This window comes from Pseudomonas sp. UYEF17, assembly GCF_040546125.1.
Lineage (GTDB): Bacteria > Pseudomonadota > Gammaproteobacteria > Pseudomonadales > Pseudomonadaceae > Aquipseudomonas > Aquipseudomonas putida_Z.
Genome location: NZ_JBEPNE010000007.1, coordinates 193,780 through 219,822 on the forward strand (window position 1 = coordinate 193,780; position 26,043 = coordinate 219,822).

The window sequence follows — 26,043 nt, forward strand, 5'->3', positions numbered from 1 at the left end:
CTGGGCTCGGGGCCTGTGATATCCCTGTGGGAGCGGGTTTACCCGCGAAGAGGCCGGAACAGGCAACCCTTCAATCAGGCAGCAAACCCGCCATCGACCGTCAGGCTGGCCCCAGTGACATACCCCGCCTCAGGCCCCGCCAGGTAAGCCACGAAGCTGGCAATCTCATCCGCCTCGCCATAGCGCCCGATCGCCATCAGCGGGATCAGGCTGTCAGCGAACTCGCCGCTGGCCGGGTTCATGTCGGTGTCCACCGGACCTGGCTGCACGTTGTTCACGGTAATGCCTTTCGGCCCCAGGTCACGGGCCATGCCGCGGGTCAGGCCGACCAGCGCCGATTTGCTCATGGCATAGGGGGCGCCGCCGGCAAACGGCATGCGCTCGGCATTGGTGCTGCCAATGTTGATGATGCGCCCACCTTGGCCCATGTAGCGCGCAGCGGCCTGGCTGGCGACGAATACGCTGCGCACGTTCACCGCCAGCATGTGGTCGAAGTCGGCCAGGTCGAATTCGGTCACCGGTGCTACCGCCAGCACACCGGCGTTGTTGACCAGGATATCCAGCCTGCCGAAGGCCTTCACAGTGTCATCCACGGCCAGTTGCACGGCCGCCGCGTCGGCGCTGTCGGCCCGCAGGGCCAGGGCCTTGCCGCCATTTTTGGTAATTTCCTCAGCCAGCGCCTGCGCCGGGCCGGCGGAGCTGACATAGGTGAAGGCCACCTGCGCGCCTTCGCGGGCCAGGCGTCGCACGATGGCTGCACCGATGCCGCGGGAACCGCCCTGTACCAGGGCTACTTTGCCTTCGAGGGTGTGTTGCTTGGACATGCTGATCTCCTGCTGGAAGCCAGGCCGGAATGCCTAGGATGGGCGCAGTATCGGCGCTTGATTACCTGCTGATAAGATGGCAATCAGTATCAGCAGAGTAAACCTTTGGTTGCCAATCATGGCCATGGAATCGTTCAACGCGTTGGAATGCTTCATCCGCAGTGCCGAAGTCGGCAGCTTTGCCGAGGCCGCCAGGCGCCTCAGCATTACCCCGGCTGCCGTGGGCAAGCATGTTGCCCAGTTGGAAGCGCGCCTGGGCGTGCGGTTGTTCCAGCGTAGTACCCGCAAGCTGACCCTGACCGAGGCCGGGCAGCGATTTCTGGGGGAGGTCAGTGACAGCTTCCGCACCATCCAGTACGCCGTGGCCAACCTGGCCAGCAGCGAAGGCCAGCCGGCCGGGTTGTTGCGGGTGAGCATGGGCACGGTGTTCGGGCGCTTGTATGTGTTGCCATTGCTGGCCGAGTTCCTGCGTCGCTACCCGGCCATTACCCCGGACTGGCATTTCGACAACCGCCAGGTCGACCTGATCGGCCAGGGTTTCGATGCGGCGATTGGCGGAGGCTTCGATTTGCCGCCAGGGGTGGTGGCGCGCAAGCTGACCCCCGCGCACCGGGTGCTGGTGGCGGCGCCGGCGTACCTGGGCCGGCACGCGCCGATTGACGACCCGCAGGTATTGCAACGGCATGACGGTATCCTGATCCGCTCGCCGCAGACCGGGCGGGTGCGTTCATGGCCGTTGACCAGCCGTTGGCAGGTGCAGCAGCCATTGCAGTTGCGCCAGGCGATGACCATGAGCGATTCGGATGCGGCTTGCGCGGTGGCCGAGCAGGGCTTGGGGATTGCCCTGGTGAGCCTGCCGTTTGCAGTGCCGTACCTGGAAGGCGGGCGGCTGCAGCGGGTGCTGCCGGACTGGTACGTGGACGATGGGCATATCAGCCTGTATTTCGCCGAGCACAAGCTGTTGCCGGGCAAGACCCGGGCGTTTATCGATTTTGTGGTGGAACAGTTCGAAGAGCAGGGGTTGGCGCGGCGGTTCGATGCCTTGCAATCCGTGTAGGAGCAGCCTTGTGCTGCGAAGAGGCCGGTAAGGCAAATGACTTTCTGTGTCGCTCATGGCCCCTTCGCAGCACAAGGCTGCTGCTACACGGGGATCACTGGCCTGGGGAGCGAAGAGGCCGGTTCAGACAACATCGACTATGAACAATGCCTGTGCCCCCAGGCTCACCTCATCATCAACCTTCCTGCCGACCAACTGCTGCCCCAGCGGCGAGCGCGGGGTAATCACCGTCACCAGCCCATCCCCCTCGCCAATCTTCAACCCCGCCGCCTCGGGCCCGAGGAACAGTCGGCGCTGCCCGCCATCTTCATCCTCCAGCGTTACCAGGTTGCTCACCTGCACCCCGCGTGCCGGGTCGTAATCGCGCAGCAGCAGTTGCTGGTAGGTCACCAGCGCCTTGCGGATCTCGGCGCTGCGGCGGGCTTGGCCGGTAGCCAGGTACGAGGCTTCCAGGCCCAGGGTGTCGTACTTGTTTTCGGCGATGTTCTCTTCGGCAGTGGCGGCTTCGTACGCGGTTTGCGCCGCGCGGGTCAGCACATCCAGGTCATGCTCGAGGGTGGCGACTATTTGCGCCAGCAGGCTGGGCTTGTCCATGGTCAGTAACAGAACTCCAGCACGTTGGCCTGGCTTTTGTCGGTGGGCGCGGTGCGGTTCTGCTGCAGCCAGAACTGGCACTTGGGGCTGTTGAGGTTGCGCGGGTTGCCCTGGGCGGCCTCGGCGGCCTGTTGCACCTCCTGCTTGTGCAGGATGTCCTTGTAGCGTTCGAACATTTCCGCCTGGGCATCCGCCGCAGGGGCTGGCGCTGGCGGCGCGGCAGGCCGGTACGCGGCGGGGGCCACGGCCTGGGCCAGTGGCTGTACCTGCTGTGGCCACAGTTGCAGGGCCAGCCACAGGCTGGCGGCGATGGCCACGGCGCCCAGCCACAGGCCAAAGGCAACGCACAGGATCAACGGCATCGGCTTGAGGGTGATCTTCAATTCACGGTGGCGCGGCATGGCAGCCTCCTGGCAGGGTGGTCGGGGTGCATTGTCGCATGCGCCTGGGTATTTTTCCGCGCAGGTGCTTTTGTCAGCGACAATTTATGCGCAGAATGCGCGGTTTTTCCGCTGGGCGAGGGCAGGGCACATGAAAGCCACCTGGGACATCTTCTGCAGCGTCGTCGACAACTACGGCGATATAGGCGTGACCTGGCGCCTGGCCCGGCAGCTGGTGGCCGAGCACGGCCTGGCAGTGCGCCTGTGGGTGGATGACCTCAATGCGTTCACGCCCATGTGCCCCGGGGCCGATGCCGACGCCCCGCAGCAGTGGCAGCACGGTGTGGAAGTGCGCCAGTGGCCGGTGACCTGGTTGCCGGTGGCGCCGGCTGATGTGGTAATCGGTGCCTTCGCCTGCCAGTTGCCAGCAGCTTATGTGGAGGCAATGCGTGTTCGTGCCACGCCGCCGCTGTGGTTGAACCTCGAATACCTCAGTGCCGAGGACTGGGTGGAGGGCTGCCATGGCTTGCCTTCGCCGCAGCCCAATGGCTTGCGCAAGGTATTTTTCTTTCCCGGCTTTACCGAAAAAACCGGTGGCCTGCTGCGCGAGGGCTCGCTGCTGGCGCGGCGTGATGCGTTCCAGCAAGGCGCACGTCAGGCCTTCTTGCAGGGGCTTGGCGTAAACCCTGAAGCGGGGGCGTTGCTGATTTCCCTGTTCGCCTACGAAAACCCGCAACTGGGCAACTGGCTTGATGCCTTGGCCTCAGGCGAGCAACCTTGCCACCTGCTGGTGCCGCAAGGGCGCGTCGTCGCGGGGCTCGGCCAGTGGTTTGGCGAGGCGGCACTGCAAGTGGGCAGCGTGCGCAAGCGAGGGGCGCTGACCGTGCAGGTGCTACCTTTCGTCAGCCAGGACGACTACGACCGGTTGCTGTGGAGCTGTGATTTCAATGCCGTGCGCGGCGAAGACTCGTTCGTGCGCGCGCAGTGGGCCGGGCAGCCGATGCTGTGGCACATCTACGTGCAGGACGAGAATGCCCATTGGGAAAAGCTCGAAGCGTTTCTCGCGCATTATCGACAGGGGTTGTCAGGCGATGCCGATGCCGCGCTGCTTGGCTTGTGGCGTGCCTGGAACATGGACCGCGACATGGGCCAGGCCTGGCAGGCGGCCCGCCAGCACTGGCCGGAACTGCAGCAGCATGCCCGGCTTTGGGCAGCGCGACAGGCCGCTCAGCCGGACCTTGCCACAGCGCTAGTACACTTTTACCGAAATTCGCTATGATACGCGGCCTCGATTTTTATAAATCCATCCAGATTCGGATACTTCGTAATGAAAACTGGTAAAGAACTGAAACCCGGTACCGTCCTGCGGATCGACAACGACCCGTGGCTGGTTCAAAAAGCTGAGTTCACCAAGTCGGGCCGTAACAGCGCGATCATGAAGACCAAGCTGAAGAACCTGCTGACCGGCTACAAGACCGAAACCGTCTACGGTGCAGACGACAAGCTGGACGACGTGATCCTGGATCGCAAAGAAGCGACCCTGTCGTTCATCAACGGTGACGAATACACCTTCATGGACACCACCGACTACACCATGTACGAACTGAACGCCGAGGACATCGAAGCCGTTCTGCCGTACATCGAAGAAGGCATGGAAGACGTCTGCGAAGCCGTGTTCTTCGAAGGCCGCCTGGTATCGGTTGAACTGCCGACCACCATCAGCCGCCAGGTTGTCTACACCGAGAACGCTGCACGCGGCGACACCTCGGGCAAGGTGATGAAGCCTGCCAAGCTGAAGAACGGTACCGAGATCTCGGTTGCCGACTTCATCCAGATCGACGAGTGGATCGATATCGACACTCGCGACAACAGCTTCAAAGGCCGTTCCAAGAAGTAATCCTTCTTGTGAAACGCAAAAAACCCGGCCTAGGCCGGGTTTTTTGTGCCTGCGATTCCTGCAGATCTCGATGCGTGCTCTTGCTCTTGCTTTTGTGGGAGCGGCCTTGTGTCGCGAAAGGGCCGCAAAGCGGCCCCGGCAATATCAAGGTGTACCCGAGATTCCGGGGCCGCTTCGCGCCCCATCGCGACGCAAGGCCGCTCCCACAGCCTTACACGGTCACGTGCAGGCGCACATCCACATTGCCGCGGGTGGCGTTGGAGTACGGGCATACCTTGTGCGCCTTTTCCACCAGCCCTTCGGCATCGGCCTGGGCCAGGCCCGGCAGGTTGATGTGCAGGTCGATGTCCAGGCCGAAACCACCTGGAATCTGGCCGATGCCCACCTTCGCGGTGATCGAGGCGTCCGCCGGCAGGGCTTTTTTCTCCTGCCCGGCCACGAACTTCAGGGCACCGATGAAGCACGCCGAGTAACCGGCGGCGAACATCTGCTCGGGGTTGGTGCCGTCACCGCCTGCGCCGCCCAGTTCCTTGGGGGTGCTCAGGCTGACCACCAGCTTGCCGTCGCTGGAACGGGACTTGCCGTCGCGCCCACCGGTGGAGGTAGCTTCTGCGATGTACAGCGGAGTGACCTTTTGCATCTTGAGCCTCGCTAATGTGCTGTGCGCTCCCCGTCTGGAGGAGGGCGCGGGTTGGTGTGGGATTTAAATTAGCGCGCAATTAGTTAGTGCGCAAGATAAATCGTCACCGCTCATCCGAACGGCCATTGCACAGCATAGCTGTCAGAGGGTTTTCTGCAGGTTCTCGCGCAGCGCCAGCAGGTCGGCCTGCAGCTGTTGCAACTGTTCCAGGCTGCGCCCGCTGGCCTTGAGGATGCACTGCGGCACTTCTTTGGCCTGCTGCTGCAAGGCGCGGCCCTTGTCGGTCAGCTGCACCAGTACCACCCGTTCGTCCTCGCGGCTGCGGTTGCGCTGCAGCAGGCCTTCGCTTTCCAGGCGCTTGAGCAGCGGCGTCAGCGAGCCGGGGTCGGTGAGCAGGTGCTGGCTGATCTCGCCTACGGTCAGGCCGTCGTGCTCCCACAGCACGAGCATGGCCAGGTACTGCGGGTAGGTCAGGCCCAGGGCCTGCAGCAGCGGTTTGTAGACCTTGGTCATCAGCAACGAGGTGGAGTGCAGGGCGAAACAGACCTGGTTGTCCAGCAGCAGCTCGTCACAGGAGGCTTGGGTGTTGGCGTTCATGCAGGTCCTTGAAGGTAATCAATGGGAAAGTCTGGCACGCGGATCGTTAGTGCGCGCTTTATTCGCGCAGTTCACTGCGCAAGGCCAGGTCCCAGGGTGGAATCGGGCTGAAGCGGCTCTTGAGAAATTCGAGCAGCAAACGGCTGCGAGAGTTCGTTTCATGTTCCAGGCGAAGCGCGTAGATACCGCTGGTTTCCGCTTGGGGCAAGCCACCGTCGCAAAACAAAGGTATCAGCTCGCCACGTAGCAGGTATTCACTGATCAGCCAAGTGGGCAGGTGGGCTATGCCTAAACCGGCGAGGGCGCCGAACAGCAGGGTTTCGGCGTTGTTGGCGGCCATGCGCATGCGTGAGGGGCGGTACAGGCGGGTTTGCCCGGCCACGTTGAAACGCCAGGCGAATGGCGGCGCCAGGCCGTCCCAGTCCAGGCCGTCGTGCCCGGGCAGTTCGCTGGGGCAGGTGGGCATGCCGCGGCTGGCCAGGTAGGCCGGGCTGGCGCAGGCGATGCGCACCATGTAGGCCAATGGCGTGGCGACCAGCCGGGTGTCGGCCAGGGGGCCAGCGCGCAGCACCAGGTCGACCTCGCCCAGGTGGCTGCCATGCAGGTCGACGAAGCTGTCGATCAGGCGCAGTTGCACATCAAGGCCCGGGTAGGCGACCAGGAAATCGGCGATGGCCGGGGCCAGGTGGCGGCGGCCGAATGCGGCGGGGGCGTCGATGCGGATCAGGCCTTCGGGGGCATTGCTCAGCGACACTGCTTCGGCGCGGGCCAGGCGCAGTTCCTCGATGATGCGCCTGGCCCGTTCGGCAAAGGCATTGCCTGCAGGTGTGGCGCGCACGGCGTGGGTGCTGCGGGTGAACAGGCGGCTGCCCACGGCGCTTTCCAGGTTGTCGATGCGCCGGGCCACGGCGGACGGGGTCAGCGGGTGGCGGCGGGCGGCGGCAGAAAAGCTGCCGGTTTCCAGCACATCGAGGAACAGGCTTAGCTGGTCGGTCAGGGTATCGGGGCTCATGGCTGCCTTGCTTTTGCGAAAAACGCACAGCCATTGTGCGCTGCTGTGCGTTTCCCCGCCAGCCCGCAATCGTTAGCATGCTCGCATTATGTGTACAGGCGGATGAGGCCCCTGATGATCGAGTGGTTGTTGTATATCGTGCTGGGCGCAGCCCTGGGGACCATGGGTGGCCTGTTCGGCATTGGCGGCGGGCTGATCGCGATTCCGGCGCTGGGCGTGCTGTTCGGCCTGGACCAGCAGTTGGCGCAAGGCACGGCGCTGGTGATGGTAGTGCCCAATGTGCTGCTGGCGCTGTGGCGTTATCACCAGCGTAACCGCATCGAGTTGCGCCATGCGGTGCCGCTGTCGCTGTGCAGCTTCGTGTTCGCCTGGCTGGGGTCGATCTGGGCGGTGGGGCTGGATGCGCAATCCATGCGCCTGGGCTTTGTCGGCTTCCTGGTGGCCCTGGCGGTGTGGAACGTGGCGCGGATGTTCATGAAGGTGACGCCGCCCAGCGCCGAGTTGCGCTATGCCTGGCCGTGGCTGGGTGTGCTGGGCAGCTTTGCCGGCACCATGGGCGGCTTGTTCGGGGTGGGTGGGGCCGTGGTGGCCACGCCGATCCTGACCAGTGTGTTCGGTACCACCCAGGTGGTGGCGCAGGGGCTGTCGCTGGCGCTGGCGGCGCCGAGTACCTTGGTAACCCTGGTGACCTATGGGGTGCACCACAGTGTTGACTGGGGGGTGGGGGTGCCATTGGCGGTGGGCGGCCTGCTGAGTATCAGCTGGGGGGTGAAATTGGCCCATGCGTTGCCGGAGAAGGTGTTGCGGGCGATGTTCTGTGTGTTTTTGGTGGGGTGTGCGGTGATGCTCGGGTTCGAGCTTTGAGATTTTGGGGCCGCTTTGCGGCCCATCGCGACACAAGGCCGCTCCTACAGGGGATCGCGTGCCCTTGTAGGAGCGGCCTTGTGTCGCGATGGGCTGCGCAGCAGCCCCGGCTCACTTGAACCCTTCGACAATGTAGTCGGCCATGCAGTCGGTAATCGGCGAAGGGTTCTGGGTACTGCGCACCAGCATCACATTGGCCACCGGCAACTGCGGCAACCCTTCGCTCTCGCCCAGAATGCGGATGTTCCCGCCAATCAGGCTTTGCAGCTGTGCGGTCACCGCCAACCCAGCGGTGACAATGGCGAAGATCGCTGCCAGGCTCGGGCTGGTATAGGCGATGCGGTAGTCGATGCCCTGGGCCTCCAGGGCATTGCAGGTCCAGGCCCGGCAGAAGCAGTCGGTGTTGAACAAGGCTACCGGCATGGGGCGTTGCTCCTGCGGGCAGAAGCCTTCCGCGGCGGCCCAGACCAGGCGTTCCTGGCGCAGCAGCTGGCCAATCTCGTTACCCGGCTCACGGGTGACGATGGTCAGGTCCAGGTCCTGGCGCAGCATCAGTTGTTTGGAGGAGTCGCAATGCACCTCCACCTGCACCAGTGGGTAGGCTTGGGCAAAGCTCGACAGGATGGTCGGCAGGAAACGCATGGCATAGTCGTCCGGCGTACCGATGCGTACGACCCCGACCATGTGCGGCATGCGCAGGGTGTTGAACACTTCCCCATGCAACTTGAGGATGCGCCGCGCATAGCCGAGCAGCACCTGGCCTTCGGCAGTCAACCGCACCTGGCGGCCGTCGCGCTCGAACAGTTGGCGCTGCAGAATGTCTTCTTCCAGGCGTTTCATCTGCATGCTCACCGCCGACTGGGTGCGGTTGACCACCTCGCCGGCGCGGGTGAAGCCGCCCTGCTCGGCGATGGCCACGAAGGTGCGCAGTACGTCCGCATCGAGGCTCTGGTACTGGGACATTGCATCAATCTCCGAGATGCATGGCATCAGAAACATTCGTTGGATTGATCTTATGCCTGGCAGGAGACTGGAGCCATCAACACGGAGGGCTTCACGATGAAAGGTCATGTCAGCAGCATCCAGCAACCTGCCTTTTCCCTGAACCACCTGTGGCATGCCGCCCTGCAGCGCCCGGCGCGCTGGCTGCAGCTGTACCGCCAGCGCCAGGAACTGGCCAGCCTGAGTGATGCGACCCTGCACGACCTGGGGTTGAGCCGGGCGGATATCCAGCAGGAGGCCGAGCGGCATTTCTGGGATGATCCGCTGAGTAAGTGATGCCAAGCGTGGCAGCAGCTCTTGCTCTTGCTCTTGCTCGTTTCGGCTTTTGCTTCTAAGCGCGCGACAGTTCAGGCGCCGCCGATTGCGACTTCAGGAGGCCGAGCGGAGGGGCTGCGGAGGGAGGTGACGGGCATGGATGCCCGTCAAGCGCTGAGGCCCCATGGATGGGGCCTGCAGCGCGTCCTCCCGGGAGCAGGCCCGTAGCGAGGGGACCCCGGAGCGAAGCGGAGGGGCCGGATGATGGGAGCCGACGGTTTTTGGTTCCTTTTTGCCACGACAAAAAGGGACCCGCCGTAAGGGCGGAAAGGTGAATAAGCGCCACCTTCGAAAATGAATGTTGACCTTGTTGTTGATGCCCACGCTTGAGAGCGAAGAGCGAAGAGCGGAAAATTACTGGTCTTGATCTCGCGCATAGTCCATTTACGATGGCGACGCATACTCACCTTTTCGCCCTTACGGCGAGTCACTTTTTGCCAAACGCGGCAAAAAGTAACCAAAAAACGCTGCGCTCCCATCATCCGGCCCCTGCGCTGCGCTCCGGGGTTCCCTCGCGCCGGTCTTGCTCCCGGGAGTACGCGCTGCAGGCCCCATCCATGGGGCCTCAGCGCTTGACGGGCATCCATGCCCGTCACCTCCCTCCGCAAGCCCTCTGCTCGGCCTCCTGAAGTCGCGAAGATCAAGATCAAGATCAAGATCAAGATCAAGATCAAGAGCAAGAGCAAGAGCAAGAGCAAGAGCAAGAGCAAGAGCAGGGCGCGTCTTCACAGGCGGTGCTTGGACCACGTCGCGCGATGCGCGACAATAGCGATCATTTGCGGAGTCCCCCATGACCGATTTCACCCCCGACGCCATCCTCGACGCCACCGGCCTGAACTGCCCGGAACCGGTGATGATGCTGCACCAGCACGTGCGCAATCTGGCCGCTGGCGGCCTGCTCAAGGTCATCGCCACCGACCCCTCGACCCGCCGCGACATCCCCAAGTTCTGCAACTTCCTCGGCCACGAACTGCTGCAGCAGCAGGAAGACGCCGGTACCTTCCTGTACTGGATCCGCAAGAAAGCCGACTGAGCCGCTCTGGAACACGCCCGGCGTTGCGCCTACACTGCGTTCCCCAGACAGGAGAGCGCCATGCTGATAGTTGCCGACGAGAACATCCCGCTGCTCGATGCCTTCTTCCAGGGTTTCGGCGAAATCCGTCGTTACCCGGGCCGAAGCCTCGATGCCGCCAGCGTAAAGGACGCCGACATCCTGCTGGTGCGCTCGGTGACCAAGGTCGACCGCCAGTTGCTCGAAGGCAGCCGCGTGCGCTTTGTCGGCACCTGCACCATCGGCACCGATCACCTCGACCTGAACTACTTTGCCGAGGCCGGCATCCACTGGAGCAGCGCACCGGGCTGCAATGCCCGCGGCGTGGTCGATTACGTGCTGGGCAGCCTGCTGACCCTGGCGGAACTGGATGGCGTGGCACTGCCCGAGCGCGTGTATGGCGTGGTAGGCGCGGGTGAGGTGGGTGGCCGCCTGGTGCGGGTGCTGCATGGCCTGGGCTGGAAGGTACTGGTATGCGACCCGCTGCGCCAGGCCGCCGAGGGCGGTGACTACGTCAGCCTCGAAACCATCCTGCAACAGTGCGATGTGATCAGCCTGCACACCCCGTTGCAGCGTGGCGGCGAGCACCCGACCTGGCACCTGCTGGGCCAGGCGCAGCTGGCGCAGTTGCGCCCCGGTGCCTGGCTGGTCAACGCCAGCCGTGGCCCTGTAGTGGACAACGCCGCCCTGCGCGAACTGCTGCTGGACCGCGAAGACCTGCATGCGGTGCTGGATGTGTGGGAGGGGGAGCCGCAGGTTGACCTGCAACTGGCCGACCTGTGCACGTTGGCTTCGCCGCACATTGCCGGCTACAGCCTCGACGGCCGCCAGCGTGGTACGGCGCAGATCTACCAGGCGCTGTGCCGCTTCCTCGGTGTGGATGAACAGGTGCAACTGGCCGACCTGCTGCCCCGGCCGCCGCTGGCGCAGATCGAGCTGGATGCCAGCACCGACCCGGCCTGGGCCTTGGCCACCCTGTGCCGCGCGGTGTATGACCCACGCCGCGACGATGCCGATTTCCGCCGCAGCCTCAGCGACGACCCGCAGCAGCAGCGTGCAGCGTTCGACCAGTTGCGCAAGCAGTACCCGCCACGGCGCGAGATCGAAGGGCTGGCGGTGCGCTTGCGCGGGGAGTCGCCGCAGTTGGCGCAGCTGGTCAGTGCCTTGGGTGGGGTGTTGGTCTGACAGCTTCTTGAAAGCTGTACCGGCCTCTTCGCGGGTAAACCCGCTCCCACAGGTAGCCCGCTGACCTCAAGGCTTGTGTTGTCCCTGTGGGAGCGGGTTTACCCGCGAAAGGGCCGGTACAGGATTCAGGCAAATAAAAACCCGGCGCAAGCGCCGGGTTGCAAGGAATTCGCCGATCAACCTTTGCGTACGCGCTCTACCCGGCTTTCTTCCAGGGCCTTGCAGGCCTTCTGGATCATCTGCTCGGTGATCGGTACTTCGCGCCCCTGGGCATCGATGATCGAACCGCACACCTGCGGCTGAGGGGTAGTCCGGGGCTTCTGGTTGTCGCTGCCATGCTGCAAGCTCATGTATTGTCTCCTCATCAGGTTCAAGCGCAGGTTAACCCTGTGCCGTGACTGGCCTGTGACAGTACCTGCAGGGTCACGGCAGGCACAGTCGAACAGAAACGGCGGTAAAGCTCCATAGCCTGGTTAGACCGATAGGCTATAGCAACCCTGCAAGGGTTCCACAGGCGTAGATGAGTGGTAGGCTGCGGTTTCCCCGCCAATGTGGTCAGCGCCATGCCCGAATCGGTTTCCCCGCGTCAACGCCGCGCCTTGCGCCTGGGTTGGCAGTTTGTCCGTCCATACCGTCGTCAGGTGCTGCTGGCCTTGCTGGCCCTGGTAGTCACCGCCGCCATCACCCTGTCCATGGGCCAGGGCATCCGCCTGCTGGTGGACCAGGGCTTCATGACCCGCTCCGCGCATCAGCTCAACCAGACCATCGGCCTGTTCCTGCTGCTGGTGGTGGCACTGGCGGTGGGTACCTTCAGCCGCTTCTACCTGGTGTCGTGGATCGGCGAGCGCTGCGTGGCCGATATCCGTCGGGCCGTGTTCGACCACCTGATCGGCCTGCATCCCGGGTTTTTCGAAGACAACCGCAGCTCCGAGATCCAGTCGCGGCTGACCGCCGACACCACCTTGCTGCAATCGGTAATCGGCTCTTCGCTGTCGATGTTCCTGCGCAACGCGCTGATGGTCATCGGTGGCGTGGTGTTGCTGTTCATCACCAACCCCAAGCTCACCAGTATCGTGGTGGTGGCCCTGCCGCTGGTGCTGGCGCCGATCCTGCTGTTCGGCCGCCGGGTACGCAGCCTGTCGCGGCAGAGCCAGGACCGGGTGGCCGATGTGGGCAGCTATGTGGCCGAGACCCTCGGGCAGATCAAGACCGTGCAGGCCTACAACCACCAGGCGCATGACCGCGAGCTGTTCGCCGGCACGGTGGAAGCGGCGTTTGCCGTGGCCCGGCAGAGGATTGCCCAGCGCGCCTGGCTTATCACCCTGGTGATCGTGCTGGTTCTGGGAGCGGTGGGGGTGATGTTGTGGGTTGGCGGCATGGACGTGATCGCCGGGCGCATTTCCGCGGGCGAGCTGGCCGCCTTCGTGTTCTACAGCCTGATCGTAGGCAGTGCCTTCGGCACCCTCAGCGAGGTGATCGGCGAGTTGCAGAGGGCGGCGGGCGCCGCCGAGCGCATTGCCGAACTGTTGGCGGCGCGCAGTGCGATCCTGCCGCCCGCCATGGCGCAGGTGCTGCCGCAGCAGCGGGCCAGTGGGCATATCGAGCTGCAGCAGTTGGTGTTCGCCTACCCATCACGGCCCTCGGTGGCGGCTGTCGATGGCCTGAGCCTGACCATCGAGCCGGGGCAGACCGTGGCGCTGGTGGGCCCGTCGGGGGCGGGCAAGTCGACCTTGTTCGATTTGTTGCTGCGCTTCTACGACCCCCAGCAGGGGCGCATCCTGCTCGATGGCCGGGCGATCACCGAACTCGACCCCGATCACCTGCGCCAGCAGTTCGCCCTGGTGGCACAGAACCCCTCGCTGTTTCGCGGCACGGTCGAGGCCAACATCCGCTATGGCCGGCCCGAGGCGACCCTGGCCGAGGTCGAGGCAGCCGCCCGGGGTGCTCATGCCGACGCATTCATCCGGCAATTGCCGCAGTGCTACCAGACACCGCTGGGCGAGGGCGGCATCGGCCTGTCCGGCGGGCAGCGGCAGCGCCTGGCCATCGCCCGTGCGTTGCTGGTCGATGCGCCGATCCTGTTGCTGGACGAAGCCACCAGCGCACTCGACGCACAGAGTGAACACCTGATCCAGCAGGCGCTGCCCAGCCTGATGGCCGGGCGCACCACCCTGGTGATCGCCCATCGCCTGGCTACGGTCCAGCATGCTGACCGTATCGCGGTCATCGACAAGGGCAGGCTGGTGGCGGTGGGGACGCATCGCCAGCTGATCGAAGAGAGCCCGCTGTATGCTCGGCTGGCGGCCTTGCAGTTCACCACGGGGTAGCTTGTAGTGGCGTTGTAACATTTCTGTAGTATTTGCCTGAGAGTATCTAGCTCAACTGTTGCGTAAGTGCTCGACCTGGCTGCCATTGCTTGATGGCAGCCTTTTTTTGGCCTGCCCGCAACCGGGCTGCGTTGTACCTTGTTGCCAACTTGCGCGGCCCCCGGTCTTACTTCTGCTTTCCGAGATCCAAGATGTTGCGTAAATCCCTCAGAGTGCAAATTCTCTCCCTGCTCGGCGGCAGTCTGGTGGCGATGTTGCTGATCGCCCTGGTGTGCTTCCAGTTCCTCTCGTCCAGCGTGCGCGGCTACGCCGAGCTGGTCGACGGGCCGCTGCGGGCCTCGCAGTTGATCGACGAAGCCAACCTGCAGTTCAAGATCCAGGTGCAGGAATGGAAGAATGTGCTGTTGCGCGGGCGCCAGCCGGCTGACATGGACAAGTACTGGCAGCAGTTCCAGGCTCGCGAGCAGCAGGTGCAGCAACTGCTCGGGCAATTGATCGACAGCAGCGACGCGAGGCTCAAGGCGCCGCTGCAGCAACTGCGTGACAGCCACCGGCAGCTGGGCCAGGCCTATGCGCAGGGTCGCCAGGCATTCCTGGCGGCGGGCGGCGACCCGGTAGCCGGCGACCAGGCGGTCAAGGGCGTGGACCGCGCCGCCAGCGAGCAGATGAGCGAACTGGTCGAGCAACTGCGTGCCGAAGCCCGTCAGCACGCCGCCAGCCTGAGTGCCGGCGCCGAGCGCACGGTATGGCTGGGCCTGCTGGTGATGCTGGCCTCGGCCGTGCTGGTGGGGCTGCTCAGCCTGTGGCTGGTCAACCGCAGCCTGATCGAGCCGATCCGCCAGTTGATCGAATATGTCGCGCAGCTTAGCCAGGGCCGCTTTGCCGCCCGGGTAGACAGCCGCCGCGAGGACGAACTGGGCCGCTTGGCGCGGGCCGCCAACACCCTGCGCGATTTCCTCGCCGACACGGTCGGCCGGCTGCAGGACAACGCCCAGGAACTGGAAGGCGCCAGCGGCCAGCTGCGCAGTATCGCCGGCGACATGGCCCGTGGTACCCACGACCAGTTCCAGCGCACCGACCAGGTGGCCACGGCCATGCACGAGATGTCCGCCACCGCCCAGGAAGTCGCCCGCCACGCCGCCGAGGCTGCCCGCGCGGCGGACGACGCCGACCACAGTGCCCAGGCGGGCGAGCAGGTGATGCAGCAGACCATCGACATCATCGGCGCGGTCAACCGCGAAATTGCCGGCACGGCGGCGGTGATTCGCGACCTGGAGCATGACAGCACGCGCATTGGCAAAGTGCTCGAAGTGATCCGTGGCATTGCCGAGCAGACCAACCTGCTGGCGCTCAACGCCGCCATCGAAGCGGCCCGTGCCGGCGAGGCCGGGCGAGGTTTTGCGGTCGTCGCCGATGAAGTGCGCAGCCTGGCCCAGCGCACGGCGGCGTCGATCGCCGAGATCCACCAGATCATCGAAGCGGTGCAGTCTGGGGCGGTCGAGGCGGTCAAGGCCATCGAAAGCGGCCAGCAGCGCAGCGAGGAGGGTGCCGAGCAGGTGCAGCAGGCCGGGCAGATGCTGCAGCGCATCACCCTGGCAGTGGAAGCGATTCGCGACATGAACCGGCAGATCGCCACGGCGGCCGAAGAGCAGACCAGCGTGGCCGAGGACATCTCGTGCAACCTGATCGAAATCACCCGCATCGCCACGGCCAACCAGCAGGCGGTGCAGCATACCGAACGGGCGGGGCAGCGCCTGCATGGGTTGTCGGGGCAGCTGGGTGAAGTCACCTCCCGCCTCACCGCCTGACGCCCTGTCATGCCTGACGCGGTCCCTGTAGGAGCGGCCTTGTGTCGCGATGGGCCGCAAAGCGGCCCCAATGTCTCGGCAACAGTGCGGATATCGCAGGGGGCTGCTTTGCAGCCCATCGCGACACAAGGCCGCTCCTACAAGGGCAGCGCAAGGCGGGGAAATCCGCCATTTCATTGCAGTGCATCCGGCCCCTCTGGCGGATTGTCGCCATCCTCCCCGTCGCCCGCCCCCTGTATTCACTGCTTCAGACCCAGTTGGCACGTTCCCTGCTCAAGGCGGCGCGCGTGTACACAACAACTGGATAACATCAATGAAGAAATTCCTGCTGACGTTCCTCTGCCTGGGCGTCATCGGCTGCTCCAAACCCGCGGAGCCGGAAAAGACCGTCGATGTGCTGCTGATTGGCGGTGGCATCATGAGTGCCAGCCTGGGCACCTACCTCACCGAGCTGGAGCCTTCCTGGAAGGTCGACGTCTACGAACGCCTGGACCAGGTGGCCGAAGAAAGCTCCAACGCCTGGAACAACGCCGGTACCGGTCACTCCGCGTTCTGCGAGCTGAACTACACCAGCGTCGGCAAAGACGGCAGCATCGACATCAGCAAGGCCGTTGGGGTCAACGAGCAGTTCGAGGTGTCCAAGCAGTTCTGGGCCTACCAGGTCGAGCAGGGCGTGCTGAGCAACCCGAAGTCGTTCATCAACAACGTGCCGCACATGAGCTTTGTCTGGGGTGACGACAACGTCGCCTTCCTGCACAAGCGCGTCGACGCCCTGCAGCACAGCTCGCTGTTCCGCGGCATGGAAATCTCCGAAGACCACGAGCAGATCCGCAAGTGGGCACCGCTGGTGATGGAAGGCCGTGACCCGGAGCAGAAAATCGCCGCCACGCGCATGGCCATCGGCACCGACGTGAACTTTGGCGAAATCACCCGCCAGTTGTTCGCGGCGATGACCCGCAACCCCAATGTGTCGCTGAACCTGCGTCATGAAGTGCGCGACATCGTGCGCAACGACGACGGCACCTGGCATGTGCGGGTGGCCGACCTGGCCAACGGCGGCGAGGAAAAGGCCGTCAACGCCCGCTTCGTGTTCATCGGTGCCGGTGGTGGCGCGCTGAAGCTGCTGCAGAAGTCGGGCATCCCTGAAGCCGAAGGCTATGCCGGCTTCCCGGTCGGTGGCCAGTTCCTGATGACCGACAACCCCGACCTGGTCGCCCGCCACCAGGCCAAGCTGTACGGCAAGGCCTCGGTCGGTGCGCCGCCGATGTCGGTACCGCACCTGGACACGCGGATGATCGATGGCAAGCAGGTGCTGCTGTTCGGCCCGTTCGCCACCTTCTCCACCAAGTACCTCAAGCACGGCTCGCTGCTGGACATGTTCGCCTCGCTGAACAGCCACAACGTGCTGCCGATGGTCAATGCCGGTATCGACAACATCGACCTCAGCACCTACCTGATGGGGCAGTTGATGCTCAGTTTCGATGACCGCATGAACGCGCTGCGCGAGTACTTCCCCAACGCCAAGAACGAGGACTGGAAGCTGCTGCAGGCCGGCCAGCGGGTGCAGGTGATCAAGAAGGACCCGGTACTGGGCGGTGTGCTGCAGTTCGGTACTGAAGTGGTGGCGGCCCAGGACGGCAGCATCGCTGCGTTGCTGGGGGCATCGCCGGGTGCCTCGACCGCGGCGCCGATCATGCTGACCGTGCTGGAAAAGACCTTCAAGGACCGTATCCAGTCGCCAGCCTGGCAGGCCAGGCTCAAGGAAATCGTGCCAAGCTATGGGCAGAAGCTGAACAACAACCTGGCGCTGACCAACCAGACCCGGGCCTGGAGCAGTGAGCGCCTGCAGTTGCTGTATGTGCCGGTGGAGGCCGAGCAAGCGTTATGACCGGTTGACGCAGCCCTTTGTAGGAGCGGCCTTGTGTCGCGAGAGGGCTGCGAAGCAGCCCCGGCGATATGTGCAGCGATGCCGGGATCTGGGGCCGCTTTGCGGCCCATCGCGACACAAGGCCGCTCCTACAGGGGCATTTCAATGCGCAACAAAAAGCCCGCACTAGGCGGGCTTTTTGACGAGGATTTGGTCGGAGAGACAGGATTCGAACCTGCGGCCTTCTCGTCCCGAACGAGACGCGCTACCTGGCTGCGCTACACTCCGATGAAGGAAATCCTACTGCATACTTTTTTTGCACGCAAGCCCTTGTTGTTAAAAGGGCCTTTGCAAAAAACAGGCTGCGATCAGAGCTCTTTGACGGTGCGGATCTGGTCCTTGTTCAGGCGTGTGCGCTTGCCGTCCAGCTGCTCGAATTCGTAGAAACCGGAGTCTTCATCGAACTTCGGTGTGTCGGTGGCCTGGATTTCGCGACCGTCGTTCAGGGTAATGACGGTTGGCGATGCGCAGCCAGCGAGGGCGCCCAGGCCCAAGGCGAGCAGGAAGGCGGGTAGGGTCCGTTGAATCATCGTGTTTCTCCAGTGCGATGGTGCTAGATGACATTAAGACGCAGGGCGTCCACGCAAGTTCCGTCTACAGTGCAGCATAGCGGCAAACCCGGGGCATTGATCGAGGGCAAGGGCCACGGGCGTCACGCTGTGATGGGGGCGCGCTGTGTTATAACTGCGGCCATCCCATCTTCTTGTGACGGACCCCCATGAAAGCCAAGGCAGATACCCCCTTCGTGCCGCTGAACATCGCCGTGCTCACGGTCAGCGACACCCGTACTTTCGACACCGATACCTCCGGCCAGCTGTTCGTCGACCGGCTGAGCGCGGCTGGCCATCGCCTGGCCGAGCGCGTGCTGCTGAAAGATGACTTGTACAAGATTCGCGCCCAGGTCGCCACCTGGATTGCCGATGACAGCGTGCAGGTGGTGCTGATCACCGGCGGCACCGGCTTCACCGGCCGCGACAGCACGCCCGAGGCCGTGGCCTGCCTGCTGGACAAGCAGGTAGAAGGCTTTGGTGAGCTGTTCCGGCAGATTTCCGTGGCCGACATCGGCACCTCCACCGTGCAGTCGCGCGCCCTGGCCGGGCTGGCCAACGGTACCTTGGTGTGCTGCCTGCCGGGTTCGACCAACGCGGTGCGCACCGGTTGGGACGGTATCCTCGCCGAGCAGCTGGATGCCCGCCATCGCCCGTGCAACTTCGTGCCGCACCTGAAACAGGCAGCGGCCTGCGACAGCCGTGGCTGAGGTCCGCCAGGCCCGGCCGCTGATGCCGGTAGAACAGGCCTTGGAGCAGCTGCTGGCTTTGGCCGAAGCGGCACCGATCCGCGACACCGAGAACCTGCCGCTGGCCGAGGCCGAGGGCCGTGTGCTGGCCACCGACCTGGTGGCCTCGCTCGACCTGCCGCCTTGGCCGAACAGTGCCATGGACGGTTACGCCCTGCGCATGGCCGACTGGCAGGGCGAACCACTGCCGGTCAGCCAGCGGATTTTCGCCGGCCATGCGCCGCAGCCGCTGCAACCGGGCACCTGCGCGCGCATCTTCACCGGGGCACCGCTGCCCGAAGGTGCCGACTGCGTCGAGATGCAGGAAAACACCGAAGTGGCGGAGGATGGCCGGGTACGCTTTCTCGAAGCGCTGAAGACCGGGCAGAACATTCGTCCCCAGGGCCAGGAAACCCGCAAGGGCGAACAGGTGATGAGCGCCGGCACCCGGCTGGGGCCGATCGAGCTGGGCCTGGCCGCGACCCTGGGCCATGGCCGGCTGGACGTGGTGCGCAAGGTGCGGGTGGCGGTGTTGTCCACCGGTGACGAACTGGTCGAACCCGGCCTGCCGCTGGGGCCGGGGCAGATCTACAACAGTAATCGCCGGCTGCTGGTCAGCTGGCTGCAGAGGCTGGGCTGCGATGTGGTCGATGCGGGCATCCTGCCGGATGACCTGGCACGCACCCGCAGCTGCCTGGCCGAGCTGGGCGATGTCGACCTGATCCTGTCCACCGGCGGTGTCTCGGTGGGGGAGGCCGACTACCTCGGCGCCGCCCTGCGCGAAGCTGGCGAGCTGGCCTTGTGGAAGCTGGCGATCAAACCGGGCAAGCCGCTGACCTTCGGCCACTTCCAGGGCGTGCCGGTAATCGGCCTGCCGGGTAACCCGGCCTCGACCCTGGTCACCTTCGGCCTGCTGACCCGGCCCTACCTGTTACGGCGTCAGGGCGTGGCCGATGTCACGCCGTTGCGCTTCGACATGCCGGCCGGCTTTGACTGGCCCAAGGCCGGCACGCGCCGCGAGTACCTGCGCGCCCGCATCGAACAGGGCCAGGTGCGCATCTACAAGAACCAGAGCTCTGGCGTGTTGCGCAGTGCGGCCTGGGCCGAGGGGTTGGTGGAGGTACGCGAAGGCAGTACGCCGAAGCAGGGTGACAGCGTGCCGTTCATCCCCTTCAGCGAACTACTTGGCTGAGCGGCCCAGTCAGGCACTGGCCAGCGGCGTGGCCTCGGCCGGTGCCGCCAGTGCCAGGCGCATGTGCACGTTCTCCAGTTGCTGGGCGGCCACGCTCCAGTCGTGGCGCTGGCGGGCGAACTGGCGCCCGGCGTCGCTCAACTGGCTCATGCGCCAGGGCTGGTTGAGCAACTGGGTGATCAGCAGGGCCAGCTGGTCGCCATCCTCACTGCCCAGGTAGTGCTCACCATTGTTCGCGGCCAGGCCTGAAACGCCTTTGCCGGTGGTGATCACCGGCAAGCCGGCGGCCATCGCTTCGAGGATTTTCACCTTGGAGCCACCGGCATAGCGCAGCGGTGCGAAGAACAATGCCGAACGCCGTTGCAGTTCACGCAGGTCGGGGCGGTAGCCGAACCATTCGATGCGTGGGTCGTTCCAGTGCAGTTTCCAGCTGGCCGGCATGGCATGCCCGGCAATCGCCAGGCGCACCGCCGGGTTGCTCATCCAGACCTGCGGCATGATGTCTTCCAGCGCCCATTCGATGGCCTCCAGGTTGGCGCCATACTCGAAGTTGCCAACGAACAGCAGGCGCTGGCTGTGCAGCGCGGGTTGCACGTGCTGGTAGAAATCACAGTCCACGCCATTCACCACCACGTTCACCGGGCGCCCGCTGATCTGCGCGATCAATTCGGCATCGTGGGCGCTGACTGCCACCAGTTCGGTGGGTTGGCGCAAGACCCGCTGTTCCCAGCGTCGATAGCGCCAGCGGTCGAAGGCGTTGAGCGGGCGCAGCCATAGCGGCAGGCGATCGTGGCTGGCGCCACCCATCACCGACTCCAGGGTGTGCTCGCTGAGCATGTACGGCAGTCCGCGTGCCTGCAGGGCCTTTTCGAAGGGCTGGAAACTGTAGCTGTGTTCGATCTGGATCACGTCCCAAGGCTCGTCCAGCAATTGCTCGAAGCGGTGCCGCAGGCAAGGGGCCAAGCCATTGATGATTGCCCGCATGGGGTAGGCGATGATCGGTGAGGCCAGCAGGTTCAGCGGGCTGTGCAGGGGCCGACGGGGCAGCACGATCAGGCGCTCGAGCAGCGGTTCCAGGGCTTCGCGGGCGGCATCGCCGAGCGGGATCTTCGATTGCACCAGCAGGGTAATCCGGTGGCCCCGCTGTGCCAGTGCGCGTATCAGGTGGTATTGCCGGGTCTTGCTGCCGCTGGTGGTTGGCCAGGGCAGGTACGGCAGTGTCCAGAGAATGCGCATGACCCGAAATCCTCGCTAAAGGCTGCGGATAGCAAGACGCGCCCTTGGGCAGCAGTGGTAGAACCACTGCCGGGGGCGCGTCCGTGGCAATAAAGTGTATCTGCTGAGCATAGCCGTGCATTGCCAGGTGTGTGGGAAAAGACCGGCCGACGCTTGTCGGTTGATGCCCACAATCGATCGCGTTGGCCTGCTATTTTTTCGGGCGCATGCAACGATCCGCAATTGCAAAGGGTCGAGATCTGGGTTGATCACTTCACGGAGGCGCGCACATGCAAGGGCGCAAGGCAATGCTGATCCTGCACGGCAAGCAGGCCATGAACGAAGACGTGCGCAGCGCCGTGCATGGCCTGCGCGACAGCGGCTGGGTATTGGATGTGCGGGTCACCTGGGAGGCCGGCGACGCGCAGCGCCTGGTCACCGAGGCGCTGGCCGCCGGCTACGGCCATATCGTCGCCGGAGGCGGCGATGGCACGCTGCGTGATGTCGCCGAGGCCATGGGGCAGGCAGGTACCAAGGCCACCCTGGCGTTGTTGCCGCTGGGCACGGCCAATGATTTTGCCAAGGCCGCCGGCATACCCCTGGAGCCTGCCACGGCCCTGGCATTGCTGAACATACCCGCACGGCCAATAGACCTGGGCCAGGCCGGCGATCAGTTGTTCCTCAACATGGCCACGGGCGGTTTTGGCAGCCAGGTTACGGCCAACACCTCCGAAGACCTGAAGAAAGTGCTGGGCGCGGCTGCCTACCTGTTCACTGGCTTGTCGCGCTTCAGCGAACTGCAGGCAGCCTCGGTGGAGCTGCAAGGGCCGGGCTTCGACTGGCAGGGTGACCTGCTGGCGCTGGGGATCGGCAATGGCCGCCAGGCCGGGGGTGGGCAAGTGCTGTGCCCCGAGGCCCTGGTGGACGACGGCTTGCTCGACATCGCCATCCTGCCGGCACCACAGGAGATGGTCGGGGCGCTGCGTGAGCTGTTGGCTGGCAACGGGTTGTTAGTCAGGGCCAGGTTGCCCTGGGTCGAGATCAAGTGCTCGCAGGGCCTGGACATCAACCTCGATGGCGAGCCGGTGCAGGCCGACAAGTTGCGCTTCCAGGCCAGGCCCGCTGCACTGCGCCTCCACCTGCCGGACGGGTCGCCGTTGCTCAGTCGTCCAGGCTGATGATTTTCTCGCGCACGGCGAACAGCACCAGGCCGGCCACGTCATGGATCTGCAGGCGTTTCATGATTTGCGAGCGGTGGGTTTCCACGGTCTTGATCGACAGGCCCAGGCCGGTGGCGATTTCCCGGGTGGACTTGCCACGCACGATCAGGCGCAGGATTTCCAGCTGTCGCGCCGTGAGGTTATGCCGCTCGCCCGCGGGTTGCTTGCCCTGCCTGGCGTGCTGCAGCGCCTGGTTGATGACCGTATGGGCGATGGCTGGGCTGAGGTAGCGCTCGCCGTTGCGCACCGCGGCCAGGGCCTGTTCCAGTTCGGTGGCGCTGGTGTCCTTGAGCAGGTAGCCGTGGGCGCCGCTTTCCAGGGCCCGCATGATCAGGTCCGGGTCGGTGTGCATCGACAGGATCAGCACCTTGCAGGTGTTGCCGCTGGCGCGCAGTTGGGTGAGGGCGTCCAGGCCGCTGGTCGAGCGCATGGAGATGTCCAGCAAGACGATGTCCGGCGCCAGCGTGCGCACCTGTTCGAGCAACTGGCTGCCGTCGTCGGCTTCACCGATCACGTCATAGCCGGGGATGTCGCAGACCAGTGCGCGCACCCCGGCGCGGATCAGCGAGTGGTCGTCTACCAGCAGCAGTCTACAGGTCATGGGTTGCAGTACTCCTGGCGCGTTCCTGGGTGCGCGGTGGCCATGGGAACATTGCCTCGATGCGCGTGCCCAGGCCGAGCTGGCTGGTGATGTCCAGGCTGCCCTGCAACGCGGTTACCCGCTCCTGCATGCCGGCCAAGCCCCGCTGGCCTGCTTCGGCCGGTTGCCTGGCTGGCACGAAGCCGCGGCCATCGTCGTGGATCGATAACGCCAACCCCTCGGGGGTGCGCTGCAGGCGGACGACCAGGTTGCGTGCCTGGGCGTGGCGCAGCATGTTGGTCACGGCTTCCTGGGTAATGCGGAACACCGCCATGGCCACGGCCTCGTCGATGCCGCCCAGGCGCTGGTTGCACGCCAGGCTCCAGTGCACGCCGCTGTTGCCCAGGGTGCGCACCAGGTGTGCGCGCAGGCTGGCCTCCAGGCCCAGGCTGGCCAGCTGCCGCGGGTTGAGCAGGGCGGAGACATCGCGCACGTTGCCCAGGGTGTCATCCAGCGTGCTGCGCAGGGCGTCGCAGTGGCCTTGCAGGTCATCGGGCATGCGCTTCTGCAGCCACTGCAGCTGCAGCTTGGCGGCGGTGAGCAGCTGGCCGATGTCATCGTGCAATTCCCGGCTCAGGTGCTGGCGCTCGTCTTCCTGGACCTTGAGCATGCGCCCGGCCAGTTCCGCCGGGCGAAGGCTGATCGACCTGGCGCCCAGGGCCAGGTGCACGGCAGCGCCCAGCGTGGCGGCCAGCTGCAGCAGCAGCAGGCTGGCCGGGATCGCCTGGTCGGTCAGGTACAGCGACAGGGTGGCAACCAGCGAGGCCACGCACAGCCCGACCGTCGCCCAGCGCAGCAGGGTAGTGCGGAAGCAGCACCGCAAAGAAGTCTTCAAGCGTGGAAACATAGGTAGGGAAGCCACTGAAGTATTGCTGATGGAGGCCTTGCACAATCCATGTCAGAGGCTTTGGAGCAGTACTTTATATTTTCTTTCGAACACGTGATCTTGCGACCTTGCTGCAGGTCGCAAGCGTTTGTGGGGCCGCATATTACCACTTCGCAGTGCATTGGTCGCGATCGGGTAACGCTATGAAACGCCTGCGGGGCGGGCGCTGGAGGGTAGCAAAGTGCCACTTGGCTTGATCGCACAACAGGCACTTGCCATTGAACTTGCGCGCTGTTGATTCAACTTGGCCCCCGGCAACCTGGAAAACTTCGAGAACTTTCCAAGTTCGACCTGGGTGGGCCTGAATAAACGTGCCCGGCTGCATTTCAAGCCAGTTCAATATGTGGCAGATGAGCGGCCGGAGTGCGTGCTGCCTGCCGTCTCGGTATGCGGGTGGATGCACACGCTGCCTTGCTCGTCGCAGGAGGTGCAGGGTTGTGCAAACGTTTGCTGCACGGCCTTGGCCAGTTCACCCAGCAGTACCAGCTGCTCGCCGATGTCCAGGTTGAGTCGCCCGGTGCAAGGGTCGACCAGTTCCAGTTGCCAGGCCAGCAGGGTCAGGCAGGCCCCTACCGCGGGCAGGGCTTCGCGCTGCAGGCGACCGACCTGGCAGGCCGGTGCCAGCAACTGCTGCAGGGCGGTGGTGTAATGGGCGACTTCGCGCAGGCCCAGGTGTGTGGCCTGTCGAGCAAGGTTGTCGAGGGCGTTGTCCAGGCAGTGGCAGGCATCCGGGTCGTTGTCGATCAGCTCCAGATGCTGCAGGCATTCCTGGGCCTGGGTCAGCAGTACCTGGGCATCCAGCAGGAACCCCTGCAGGGCGTTATCGAACGACAAGGCGCTGTCCATCATGATGCCCCCGCGCGTGGGGCGGGCGCAGGGGACGGGCACGCCAAAACGATAGCTAGCAAAAGCCTGACTCCATTCATGCAATGAGAATGGCGTCACATTAATGGCTAAAGGATATCGCGAACATCAGGTTGCACCCGATTGTGGCTAAGGGTTTCCCTGATAAGGGCCTCAGGTGGGGAACTTTTACTGTCCCGCTTAATCACCCGTACTTCCCGCAGTAAAGCATGATGGTAAAGTGATATCAATCGCCTTCACGGCATTTTCCCGCAAGGGTCAAGGTGTGCGTGAAGCCGCCGATACAGGGTGGATGATTTCACTTTTTCCGACTCAAGCCTGGGGGCTTTCCAATGGCTGGCATTCTCGACACGGTAGACCAACGCACGCAACTGGTGGGTGAGAACCGCCTGGAAATCCTGATGTTTCGCCTGGCCGGCCGCCAGCTGTTCGCGATCAACGTGTTCAAGGTGCAGGAAGTGCTGCAACTGCCCAAGCTGACCCTGATGCCCCAGCGCCACGCTTTCGTCTGCGGCGTGGTCAACCTGCGCGGCCAGACCCTGCCGGTGATCGACCTGTCCCAGGCGATCGGCATGCGCCCGCTGCAGCCGGGGCCGGACAGCACCATCATCGTCACCGAATACAACCGCTCGGTACAGGCCTTCCTGGTGGGCGGTGTCGACCGCATCGTCAACATGAACTGGGAAGCGATCATGCCGCCGCCATCCAGCGCCGGACGCCAGCATTACCTGACCGCCATCACCAAGGTCGATGACAAGCTGGTGGAAGTGATCGATGTGGAGAAGGTGCTGGCCGAGATCGTGCCGTACAACGCCCGGGTTTCCGGCGACAAGCTCGCCGACCCGGTGCTGGCCCGGGCACGTGGTCGCGAAGTGCTGCTGGTGGACGACTCCAGCGTGGCCCTGGCGCAATTGCGCGACACCCTGTCCCAGCTGGGCGTGAAGCTGCACGTGGCCAGTGATGGCCTGAAGGCGCTGCGCATGCTCAAGGGCTGGGCTGACGCTGGTGAGGACGTGTGCGAGAAGCTGCTGATGGTGTTCACCGACGCCGAGATGCCGGAAATGGATGGCTACCGGTTGACCACCGAGATCCGTGGCGATGCCCGTTTGCGCCAGCTGTACGTGGTGTTGCACACCTCGCTGTCGGGTAGTTTCAACGAATCCATGGTGAAGAAGGTGGGCTGCGACAACTTCCTGTCCAAGTTCCAGCCCGATCGCCTGGTCGACGTAGTCAAGCAACGCCTGTTGCTGGATGCCGCTACCGCGTGATC

At 64.3% G+C, this 26,043-nt stretch carries 27 protein-coding genes, 1 tRNA gene and 1 pseudogene; 15 read left to right on the forward strand and 14 right to left on the reverse strand.

The window, feature by feature from the left end:
- Nucleotides 1-74 precede the first annotated feature (74 nt).
- On the reverse strand, nucleotides 75-824 hold the full coding sequence (locus ABIB24_RS13935; RefSeq protein ID WP_137163255.1) for a 3-oxoacyl-ACP reductase family protein: 750 nt from the start codon (nucleotides 822-824) through the stop codon (nucleotides 75-77).
- Nucleotides 825-942: 118 nt separating this feature from the next.
- Between ABIB24_RS13935 and ABIB24_RS13940 the strand changes: the two genes are divergently transcribed.
- Nucleotides 943-1,881 carry a LysR family transcriptional regulator gene (locus tag ABIB24_RS13940; RefSeq protein WP_025338173.1) on the forward strand — a complete coding sequence of 313 codons (939 nt, stop codon included), beginning with the start codon at nucleotides 943-945 and terminating at the stop codon, nucleotides 1,879-1,881.
- 123 nt (nucleotides 1,882-2,004) lie between these two features.
- Here the strand turns inward: ABIB24_RS13940 and ABIB24_RS13945 are convergent, their stop codons facing one another.
- Together ABIB24_RS13945 and ABIB24_RS13950 are read right to left on the reverse strand one after the other, a co-directional pair.
- Nucleotides 2,005-2,475, reverse strand: coding sequence for a GreA/GreB family elongation factor (locus tag ABIB24_RS13945; RefSeq protein WP_137163256.1), 471 nt, complete (start codon nucleotides 2,473-2,475; stop codon nucleotides 2,005-2,007).
- A gap of 2 nt (nucleotides 2,476-2,477) precedes the next feature.
- Entirely contained in the window at nucleotides 2,478-2,876 is a 399-nt protein-coding gene (locus ABIB24_RS13950) for a hypothetical protein (protein WP_354316664.1), read from the reverse strand.
- Between the two features lie 130 nt (nucleotides 2,877-3,006).
- Here ABIB24_RS13950 and earP point away from each other — a divergent pair, with 130 nt between their 5' ends.
- Both earP and efp read left to right on the forward strand, forming a co-directional pair.
- Complete coding sequence (earP, locus tag ABIB24_RS13955) at nucleotides 3,007-4,134, forward strand: elongation factor P maturation arginine rhamnosyltransferase EarP (RefSeq protein ID WP_354316665.1); 1,128 nt, start codon at nucleotides 3,007-3,009, stop codon at nucleotides 4,132-4,134.
- A 48-nt stretch (nucleotides 4,135-4,182) separates the two neighbouring features.
- Nucleotides 4,183-4,752 carry an elongation factor P gene (gene efp, locus ABIB24_RS13960; RefSeq protein ID WP_013971530.1) on the forward strand — a complete coding sequence of 190 codons (570 nt, stop codon included), beginning with the start codon at nucleotides 4,183-4,185 and terminating at the stop codon, nucleotides 4,750-4,752.
- Nucleotides 4,753-4,963: 211 nt separating this feature from the next.
- Here the strand turns inward: efp and ABIB24_RS13965 are convergent, their stop codons facing one another.
- The 3 genes from ABIB24_RS13965 to ABIB24_RS13975 all read right to left on the reverse strand — a co-directional run bounded on the left by ABIB24_RS13965 (nucleotide 4,964) and on the right by ABIB24_RS13975 (nucleotide 7,001).
- Complete coding sequence (locus ABIB24_RS13965; RefSeq protein WP_013971531.1) at nucleotides 4,964-5,392, reverse strand: organic hydroperoxide resistance protein; 429 nt, start codon at nucleotides 5,390-5,392, stop codon at nucleotides 4,964-4,966.
- Between the two features lie 141 nt (nucleotides 5,393-5,533).
- Nucleotides 5,534-5,989, reverse strand: a complete 456-nt coding sequence (locus ABIB24_RS13970; RefSeq protein WP_025338178.1) for a MarR family winged helix-turn-helix transcriptional regulator — start codon at nucleotides 5,987-5,989, stop codon at nucleotides 5,534-5,536.
- Nucleotides 5,990-6,047: 58 nt separating this feature from the next.
- Nucleotides 6,048-7,001, reverse strand: coding sequence for a LysR family transcriptional regulator (locus ABIB24_RS13975; protein ID WP_025338179.1), 954 nt, complete (start codon nucleotides 6,999-7,001; stop codon nucleotides 6,048-6,050).
- A gap of 114 nt (nucleotides 7,002-7,115) precedes the next feature.
- Between ABIB24_RS13975 and ABIB24_RS13980 the strand changes: the two genes are divergently transcribed.
- Entirely contained in the window at nucleotides 7,116-7,865 is a 750-nt protein-coding gene (locus tag ABIB24_RS13980) for a sulfite exporter TauE/SafE family protein (RefSeq protein ID WP_025338180.1), read from the forward strand.
- A 111-nt stretch (nucleotides 7,866-7,976) separates the two neighbouring features.
- Here the strand turns inward: ABIB24_RS13980 and ABIB24_RS13985 are convergent, their stop codons facing one another.
- Nucleotides 7,977-8,828, reverse strand: coding sequence for a LysR substrate-binding domain-containing protein (locus ABIB24_RS13985; RefSeq protein WP_061552405.1), 852 nt, complete (start codon nucleotides 8,826-8,828; stop codon nucleotides 7,977-7,979).
- A gap of 96 nt (nucleotides 8,829-8,924) precedes the next feature.
- Between ABIB24_RS13985 and ABIB24_RS13990 the strand changes: the two genes are divergently transcribed.
- The 3 genes from ABIB24_RS13990 (at nucleotide 8,925) to pdxB (ending at nucleotide 11,418) form a co-directional block, all read left to right on the forward strand.
- The gene (locus ABIB24_RS13990; protein ID WP_003260420.1) at nucleotides 8,925-9,143 is read left to right on the forward strand and encodes a DUF1127 domain-containing protein; all 219 of its coding nucleotides are present in this window, start codon (nucleotides 8,925-8,927) and stop codon (nucleotides 9,141-9,143) included.
- An 829-nt stretch (nucleotides 9,144-9,972) separates the two neighbouring features.
- Nucleotides 9,973-10,215: a sulfurtransferase TusA gene (gene tusA, locus ABIB24_RS13995; protein ID WP_003248727.1), complete on the forward strand. Its 243-nt coding sequence runs from the start codon at nucleotides 9,973-9,975 to the stop codon at nucleotides 10,213-10,215.
- A gap of 60 nt (nucleotides 10,216-10,275) precedes the next feature.
- Nucleotides 10,276-11,418, forward strand: a complete 1,143-nt coding sequence (gene pdxB, locus ABIB24_RS14000) for a 4-phosphoerythronate dehydrogenase PdxB (RefSeq protein ID WP_025338308.1) — start codon at nucleotides 10,276-10,278, stop codon at nucleotides 11,416-11,418.
- Nucleotides 11,419-11,594: 176 nt separating this feature from the next.
- On the opposite strand, the gene ABIB24_RS14005 is transcribed toward pdxB, so the two are convergent.
- Nucleotides 11,595-11,768: a PA1571 family protein gene (locus ABIB24_RS14005; protein WP_170978823.1), complete on the reverse strand. Its 174-nt coding sequence runs from the start codon at nucleotides 11,766-11,768 to the stop codon at nucleotides 11,595-11,597.
- A 213-nt stretch (nucleotides 11,769-11,981) separates the two neighbouring features.
- On the opposite strand from ABIB24_RS14005, the gene ABIB24_RS14010 reads away from it, so the two are divergent.
- The 4 genes and pseudogenes from ABIB24_RS14010 (at nucleotide 11,982) to mqo (ending at nucleotide 17,441) form a co-directional block, all read left to right on the forward strand.
- Nucleotides 11,982-13,745 carry an ABC transporter transmembrane domain-containing protein gene (locus ABIB24_RS14010; RefSeq protein ID WP_274079396.1) on the forward strand — a complete coding sequence of 588 codons (1,764 nt, stop codon included), beginning with the start codon at nucleotides 11,982-11,984 and terminating at the stop codon, nucleotides 13,743-13,745.
- A gap of 764 nt (nucleotides 13,746-14,509) precedes the next feature.
- Nucleotides 14,510-14,620, forward strand: a pseudogene (locus ABIB24_RS26850) (hypothetical protein); the annotation flags it as partial.
- Nucleotides 14,621-14,848: 228 nt separating this feature from the next.
- A complete protein-coding gene (locus ABIB24_RS26855) occupies nucleotides 14,849-15,553 on the forward strand; it encodes a methyl-accepting chemotaxis protein (protein WP_371917556.1) in 705 nt (234 codons plus the stop codon).
- A gap of 313 nt (nucleotides 15,554-15,866) precedes the next feature.
- Nucleotides 15,867-17,441, forward strand: coding sequence for a malate dehydrogenase (quinone) (gene mqo / locus ABIB24_RS14020; protein WP_025338311.1), 1,575 nt, complete (start codon nucleotides 15,867-15,869; stop codon nucleotides 17,439-17,441).
- A gap of 190 nt (nucleotides 17,442-17,631) precedes the next feature.
- Here mqo and ABIB24_RS14025 read toward each other — a convergent pair.
- Nucleotides 17,632-17,708, reverse strand: a tRNA-Pro gene (locus ABIB24_RS14025).
- An 80-nt stretch (nucleotides 17,709-17,788) separates the two neighbouring features.
- Complete coding sequence (locus tag ABIB24_RS14030; RefSeq protein WP_025338312.1) at nucleotides 17,789-18,010, reverse strand: YgdI/YgdR family lipoprotein; 222 nt, start codon at nucleotides 18,008-18,010, stop codon at nucleotides 17,789-17,791.
- A gap of 188 nt (nucleotides 18,011-18,198) precedes the next feature.
- Here ABIB24_RS14030 and moaB point away from each other — a divergent pair, with 188 nt between their 5' ends.
- Both moaB and ABIB24_RS14040 read left to right on the forward strand, forming a co-directional pair.
- Entirely contained in the window at nucleotides 18,199-18,738 is a 540-nt protein-coding gene (gene moaB / locus ABIB24_RS14035) for a molybdenum cofactor biosynthesis protein B (RefSeq protein WP_025338313.1), read from the forward strand.
- A gap of 22 nt (nucleotides 18,739-18,760) precedes the next feature.
- Entirely contained in the window at nucleotides 18,761-19,948 is a 1,188-nt protein-coding gene (locus ABIB24_RS14040; protein ID WP_085589521.1) for a molybdopterin molybdotransferase MoeA, read from the forward strand.
- Between the two features lie 9 nt (nucleotides 19,949-19,957).
- Here ABIB24_RS14040 and ABIB24_RS14045 read toward each other — a convergent pair whose 3' ends face one another.
- Nucleotides 19,958-21,184: a glycosyltransferase family 4 protein gene (locus ABIB24_RS14045; protein WP_075044210.1), complete on the reverse strand. Its 1,227-nt coding sequence runs from the start codon at nucleotides 21,182-21,184 to the stop codon at nucleotides 19,958-19,960.
- Nucleotides 21,185-21,453: 269 nt separating this feature from the next.
- Here ABIB24_RS14045 and yegS point away from each other — a divergent pair, with 269 nt between their 5' ends.
- A complete protein-coding gene (gene yegS, locus ABIB24_RS14050) occupies nucleotides 21,454-22,341 on the forward strand; it encodes a lipid kinase YegS (protein WP_289515183.1) in 888 nt (295 codons plus the stop codon).
- On the opposite strand, the gene ABIB24_RS14055 is transcribed toward yegS, so the two are convergent.
- The 3 genes from ABIB24_RS14055 to ABIB24_RS14065 all read right to left on the reverse strand — a co-directional run bounded on the left by ABIB24_RS14055 (nucleotide 22,325) and on the right by ABIB24_RS14065 (nucleotide 24,755).
- On the reverse strand, nucleotides 22,325-22,984 hold the full coding sequence (locus ABIB24_RS14055; RefSeq protein WP_025338317.1) for a response regulator: 660 nt from the start codon (nucleotides 22,982-22,984) through the stop codon (nucleotides 22,325-22,327). The two genes, yegS and ABIB24_RS14055, sit on opposite strands and share 17 nt — an antisense overlap.
- Entirely contained in the window at nucleotides 22,974-23,870 is an 897-nt protein-coding gene (locus tag ABIB24_RS14060; protein ID WP_025338318.1) for a sensor histidine kinase, read from the reverse strand. Before ABIB24_RS14060 ends, ABIB24_RS14055 begins: the two co-directional genes overlap by 11 nt.
- A 375-nt stretch (nucleotides 23,871-24,245) precedes the next feature.
- Nucleotides 24,246-24,755 carry a hypothetical protein gene (locus tag ABIB24_RS14065; RefSeq protein WP_025338319.1) on the reverse strand — a complete coding sequence of 170 codons (510 nt, stop codon included), beginning with the start codon at nucleotides 24,753-24,755 and terminating at the stop codon, nucleotides 24,246-24,248.
- Nucleotides 24,756-25,105: 350 nt separating this feature from the next.
- Between ABIB24_RS14065 and ABIB24_RS14070 the strand changes: the two genes are divergently transcribed.
- Nucleotides 25,106-26,041, forward strand: coding sequence for a chemotaxis protein CheV (locus ABIB24_RS14070; RefSeq protein WP_015269524.1), 936 nt, complete (start codon nucleotides 25,106-25,108; stop codon nucleotides 26,039-26,041).
- Nucleotides 26,042-26,043: the final 2 nt, after the last annotated feature.

Coding starts and splice junctions, on each gene's coding strand:
- ABIB24_RS14060 (WP_025338318.1), bottom strand. CDS start 23,870: ATGTTTCCACGCTTGAAGACTTCTTTGCGGTGCTGCTTCCGCACTACC.
- ABIB24_RS13935 (WP_137163255.1), bottom strand. CDS start 824: ATGTCCAAGCAACACACCCTCGAAGGCAAAGTAGCCCTGGTACAGGGC.
- ABIB24_RS13990 (WP_003260420.1), top strand. CDS start 8,925: ATGAAAGGTCATGTCAGCAGCATCCAGCAACCTGCCTTTTCCCTGAAC.
- ABIB24_RS14030 (WP_025338312.1), bottom strand. CDS start 18,010: ATGATTCAACGGACCCTACCCGCCTTCCTGCTCGCCTTGGGCCTGGGC.
- ABIB24_RS14055 (WP_025338317.1), bottom strand. CDS start 22,984: ATGACCTGTAGACTGCTGCTGGTAGACGACCACTCGCTGATCCGCGCC.
- ABIB24_RS26855 (WP_371917556.1), top strand. CDS start 14,849: ATGTCCGCCACCGCCCAGGAAGTCGCCCGCCACGCCGCCGAGGCTGCC.
- ABIB24_RS13965 (WP_013971531.1), bottom strand. CDS start 5,392: ATGCAAAAGGTCACTCCGCTGTACATCGCAGAAGCTACCTCCACCGGT.
- ABIB24_RS13980 (WP_025338180.1), top strand. CDS start 7,116: ATGATCGAGTGGTTGTTGTATATCGTGCTGGGCGCAGCCCTGGGGACC.
- ABIB24_RS13950 (WP_354316664.1), bottom strand. CDS start 2,876: ATGCCGCGCCACCGTGAATTGAAGATCACCCTCAAGCCGATGCCGTTG.
- yegS (WP_289515183.1), top strand. CDS start 21,454: ATGCAAGGGCGCAAGGCAATGCTGATCCTGCACGGCAAGCAGGCCATG.
- moaB (WP_025338313.1), top strand. CDS start 18,199: ATGAAAGCCAAGGCAGATACCCCCTTCGTGCCGCTGAACATCGCCGTG.
- ABIB24_RS13975 (WP_025338179.1), bottom strand. CDS start 7,001: ATGAGCCCCGATACCCTGACCGACCAGCTAAGCCTGTTCCTCGATGTG.
- ABIB24_RS13945 (WP_137163256.1), bottom strand. CDS start 2,475: ATGGACAAGCCCAGCCTGCTGGCGCAAATAGTCGCCACCCTCGAGCAT.
- efp (WP_013971530.1), top strand. CDS start 4,183: ATGAAAACTGGTAAAGAACTGAAACCCGGTACCGTCCTGCGGATCGAC.
- ABIB24_RS13970 (WP_025338178.1), bottom strand. CDS start 5,989: ATGAACGCCAACACCCAAGCCTCCTGTGACGAGCTGCTGCTGGACAAC.
- ABIB24_RS14070 (WP_015269524.1), top strand. CDS start 25,106: ATGGCTGGCATTCTCGACACGGTAGACCAACGCACGCAACTGGTGGGT.
- ABIB24_RS14065 (WP_025338319.1), bottom strand. CDS start 24,755: ATGGACAGCGCCTTGTCGTTCGATAACGCCCTGCAGGGGTTCCTGCTG.
- ABIB24_RS14010 (WP_274079396.1), top strand. CDS start 11,982: ATGCCCGAATCGGTTTCCCCGCGTCAACGCCGCGCCTTGCGCCTGGGT.
- tusA (WP_003248727.1), top strand. CDS start 9,973: ATGACCGATTTCACCCCCGACGCCATCCTCGACGCCACCGGCCTGAAC.
- ABIB24_RS14005 (WP_170978823.1), bottom strand. CDS start 11,768: ATGAGCTTGCAGCATGGCAGCGACAACCAGAAGCCCCGGACTACCCCT.
- ABIB24_RS13940 (WP_025338173.1), top strand. CDS start 943: ATGGCCATGGAATCGTTCAACGCGTTGGAATGCTTCATCCGCAGTGCC.
- earP (WP_354316665.1), top strand. CDS start 3,007: ATGAAAGCCACCTGGGACATCTTCTGCAGCGTCGTCGACAACTACGGC.
- mqo (WP_025338311.1), top strand. CDS start 15,867: ATGAAGAAATTCCTGCTGACGTTCCTCTGCCTGGGCGTCATCGGCTGC.
- ABIB24_RS13985 (WP_061552405.1), bottom strand. CDS start 8,828: ATGTCCCAGTACCAGAGCCTCGATGCGGACGTACTGCGCACCTTCGTG.
- ABIB24_RS14045 (WP_075044210.1), bottom strand. CDS start 21,184: ATGCGCATTCTCTGGACACTGCCGTACCTGCCCTGGCCAACCACCAGC.
- pdxB (WP_025338308.1), top strand. CDS start 10,276: ATGCTGATAGTTGCCGACGAGAACATCCCGCTGCTCGATGCCTTCTTC.
- ABIB24_RS14040 (WP_085589521.1), top strand. CDS start 18,761: ATGCCGGTAGAACAGGCCTTGGAGCAGCTGCTGGCTTTGGCCGAAGCG.